We start from the raw sequence: 3,889 nt of genomic DNA on the forward strand, positions 1-3,889 counted from the left end.
TGAGTGGTTCGAGAAGCTGCCCGCGGAGGTGGCTGCCTGATGCCTCGTCCGCCGCTTCCGGTGGGCACGCACGGCAAGATCACGACGTACGAGGTCGAGCCGGGCAAGTTCCGGGCTCGGTGCGGCTACCGGCACTATGACGGCAAGGTCTACCCAGTCGAGCGCTACGGCACGTCCCGGCCGCACGCGGAACGGCGGTTGAAGGAAGCCATCCGGGACTGGCGGGCTCCGGTGGCGGCTGGCGAGTTCGGGCCGAACAGCCGATTCCGCGAGATCGCGATGGGCTGGCTCGCCGAGTACGAGCGGGACGCCGACCGCGGGTTCAACTCGTGGGGCTCGGTCGACACGTACAAGAATCGTCTGACGACGATCGTGCTGCCGGACATCGGCGAGCTGCGGGCGCACGAGATCGAGGCGTCGCCGGTGGTGCTCGACCGGGTCTGTCAGACGACGCGGGACCGAACGAGCGCCAGTACGGCCAAGATCGTGAAGTCGGTGATCCGGAACGTGTGCCTGTTCGGCGTGCGGGCCGGGGCGTTCGAGACCAACCCGGCGCGGGACATCGGTCGGATCGAGTCGAAGAAGGCCAGGAACCGACCGGCCAGGCCGCGGGCCATGACCGCCGACGAGGTGTTCGACCTGCTCGGCAAGCTCGACGCCGACGAGGCCGCGGTGGCCGCCGACCTACCGGACCTCGTCCGGCTGTTCCTCGCCACCGGTGAGAGGACCGGTGAGGCGCTCGCGGCCGACTGGGAGGACTTCGACGCCGACGCCAAGCAGCTCACGATGTCGGGCAACGTCATCCGGGCCACCGGCAGGGGGAAGATCATCAACCGCGGGAAGACCGACAACGCGGTGCGCCCGGTGCCGCTCGCCGACTGGTGCGTGCGGATGCTCGTCAACCGGCACACGGCGCTCGGCTGCCCGGTGGACGGGCCGATCTTCCCCAGCTCGACCGGCACCATCCGCGAGGCCAGCAACGTCCGCAACCGGGCGTGGAACCCGTTCAAAAAGCGCGCCGGGTACGAGTGGGTCACCTTCCGCACGTTCCGCAAGACCGTGGCCACCCTGCTCGACGCGGCAGGGCTCACCGCGCGCCAGATCGCCGACATCCTCGGCCACGCGCACCCGTCGATGACGCAGGACGTCTACATGGGCCGCGAAGCACCAAGCCGGGACGGCGCGAACGCCCTGCACGCCGCCCTCGGTCAGGAGTAAACCGGGGGTTTTCTGGGGGCGCGATCATGGACCGCGGGTGAAGGGCCTTCATGACCAGGCCGTTTGGTGGGCCGCCTGGGGCTCGAACCCAGAACCTACGGATTAAAAGTCCGCAGCTCTACCAATTGAGCTAACGGCCCCTGCGGGTCATGCTACCGAGGGGGTGTTACCCGAAGATCCCCTGGCCTGGGGCGAGGACGTTTCGGGGGTCGTACCTGCGCTTTGCCGAGCGGAACGCCGCCCACCGGCGACCGTAGTGGGCGCGCCAGTCGGCCCGTGTCAGGGGGATCGCGCCTACCGGGTAGTGGGTGCCGCCGGCCGCGACTGCCTGGTCGTACTGTGTGCGGTTCAGGGCTGTCAGCCGTCGGATCTCCGCGGCATCCGGAGGGCTCACCGCGCGTAGGACCGCCAGTAGCCAGACCACCGGGCTGTTCGGCAGCCGCACGAACGGCTCTCCGATGAGGTCACGGCGCACGGGGTACAGCAGCACGACATCGTTCGGTGCCGTGGTGGGGAGGACCGCGGACGCGTACCCCTCGACCGCCTCGTCCGGGATGAAGACGTTGATCCACGGCCCCGGGAGCCGGAGCGGCAGCAGCTGCTGGACCAGGTCATAGACACGGTTCAGCCAGTCGAAGTACGGCATCTCCGAAATCTCCACCGATGCCGCGGCCAGGTCCGACACCAGCGCCGGGTCCGACGGCGCCGCCGGCGGCGTGTAGTACGTCACGCCTTCCAGCAGCAGACCCGTCGGTGTCGACTGGCCCTCCAGGTAGCTGAACCGCTGGTCTCCCACCGCCCTGCGTTGGGCGGTCAGGTACGACGGCAGGTCCGGGTACGTCAGGTGGTACACGCGCGCGGTCGTCGGTGCCGGGATCAGGCGGACCGTTGCGCGGGTGATCACCGCGAACTGGCCCAGGCCGCCCAGAACCGCATGAAACAGGTCCGGGCACACCGACGGGGAGCAGTGGACCACCTCGCCTTCGCCGGTCACCACCTCCAGGGACAGCACGTTGTCGACCAACAGTCCATGCCTCGACGTCGCGCCGCCTATCCCGCCCACCGACAGGGTGCCGCCGACGGACAGGCCCAGGTAGTCGGTCGCGACGGGTGGGGTTTGGCCCGCCTGAACAGCTGCCCTGATCAGTTCCAGCCAGCGGACGCCGGCGTCCGCCACCGCCTGGCCATACCCGATGCGGTGAATCGTCCCCAGGGTGCTCGAGTCGATCACCACGCCCGTCGTCTGGCCCTGCCCGTACGTCGAGTGGCCCTGGCCTCTTACCGCGACCTTCAGGCCGTGGCGGTTCGCGAAGCGCACGACCTTCTGGATGTCCCGGACCGATCCGGGGCGCAGCACTGCCACCGGCATCCGGTGCACCAGGTGGCCGTAGTCGTCGGCCACCGCCGCTCGGGACGCCTCGTCGACCAGCAGCTCACCGTCCAGTGCCGGGATGCGGACTCCCGGCTCGGCATCGGCGGATGTCAGCCAGCCGAGGTTGACGGGGTCGAACGCGACCACGGCCGCCGCGGCGCCGGCCAGCACTGTCCGGCGACTGATCTGCACCTTGCCCACGTGGCACGATAACCCGACAAGCCCTCGTGTGTGGGTTGGCGCCGCCGGAGCGCAGCGCCAACCCACACCCGTACCCCCAGCGCGAAGACGTCTCGTCACAGACAGTGTGACGACGCCTACGCGCGCCGACCACGAAGTACGGCACGCAGTTTCACGCGCGCTTGCCACGCCTCATCAGCGCGCCGGCCACCACGAGCAGGACACCCAGCGCCGTCAGGTCCGCCACGCCGAAACCCGTGTTCGCCAAGGTGATCGGCGGGGGCGAGGGTGCCGCGGCGACCACCTCCTCCTCCGGGTCGCGTTGCAGCGGGCCCGGCAGCAGCTCGACCCGTTCGTAGTCGACATGCTCGCCCGCGAGGATCTGGACCGTCGGGTTCGAGTCCGGCAGCCGCCACGGCCCCAGCGGACGCAGCTCGTACAGGTCCGCCGGCACCTCGGGGAACTCGAACCGCCCGCGCCCGTCGGTCACGGTGCGGGCCGCGACGGCACCGTTGACCTTGTCGATCAGCAGCATCTGGATGTCGGCCACGGGCCGGCCCGACGCCACCGCACCGCCGCCCATCGTGCCGCGGCCGCCGGGCACCGACGCTCGCGCCGACGCGAACGCGCCCTCGACCATCCCGGGCACGATGAAGTCGCACCGCAGCAGCACGAACCCGTAGTCCCACATCCGGGGCCGCACCACGTCGGTGAACTCCCACGTCCGTGTCTCACCCGCACGCACGACCGCCCCGGGGCCCGCGGAGTCCAGGTCGCCCCAGCCCATGCTGTACAGCTCGTTGTTCCCCGGCTCGATGGAGTAGCTCCCACAGCGCGCCGTGATGTCCGTCAGGTCCGTCGACCCCGTGTTCGTCAGCGTCACCCGTTCCCGCACGGTGTCGCCCACCGCGTAGCTCGGCCGGTCGAGGGCCACCGTGGCGTGCAGCTTCGACGCGTCGACGTACCGGGCGCCGAGCGCGATCTCGTTCTGCCCCGCCCGCAGCCGGATCCTCGTGACCGGATCCAGGTACCAGTCCGCCGGCAGCCCGGCCTTCACCGAGTACTCCCCGCCAGGGATGCCGGTGAAGCGGGCGACCCCGTCCTGGCCGGCGCGGACGG

The 3,889-nt window shown here is 70.3% G+C and carries 2 protein-coding genes, 1 tRNA gene and 1 pseudogene; 1 reads left to right on the forward strand and 3 read right to left on the reverse strand.

Annotated elements, in window-relative coordinates; translation table 11 throughout:
• The first annotated feature begins 39 nt into the window (after positions 1-39).
• Positions 40-1,218: a site-specific integrase gene (locus VET29_RS16545; protein ID WP_324921081.1), complete on the forward strand. Its 1,179-nt coding sequence runs from the start codon at positions 40-42 to the stop codon at positions 1,216-1,218.
• A 64-nt stretch (positions 1,219-1,282) separates the two neighbouring features.
• Here VET29_RS16545 and VET29_RS16550 read toward each other — a convergent pair.
• From VET29_RS16550 to VET29_RS16560, 3 genes and pseudogenes are all read right to left on the reverse strand, one after another.
• Positions 1,283-1,358 (reverse strand) — tRNA-Lys (locus VET29_RS16550).
• A gap of 26 nt (positions 1,359-1,384) precedes the next feature.
• Entirely contained in the window at positions 1,385-2,782 is a 1,398-nt protein-coding gene (locus VET29_RS16555; RefSeq protein WP_324921083.1) for an FAD-binding protein, read from the reverse strand.
• A gap of 160 nt (positions 2,783-2,942) precedes the next feature.
• A pseudogene (locus tag VET29_RS16560) lies at positions 2,943-3,889 on the reverse strand (carboxypeptidase-like regulatory domain-containing protein); the annotation flags it as partial.

The organism is Actinophytocola sp., from assembly GCF_035634895.1.
Lineage (GTDB): Bacteria > Actinomycetota > Actinomycetes > Mycobacteriales > Pseudonocardiaceae > Actinophytocola.

What these genes read in the sequence shown, in the direction of transcription:
- VET29_RS16545 (WP_324921081.1), top strand. Translation starts at nt 40, where the DNA reads ATGCCTCGTCCGCCGCTTCCGGTGGGCACGCACGGCAAGATCACGACG.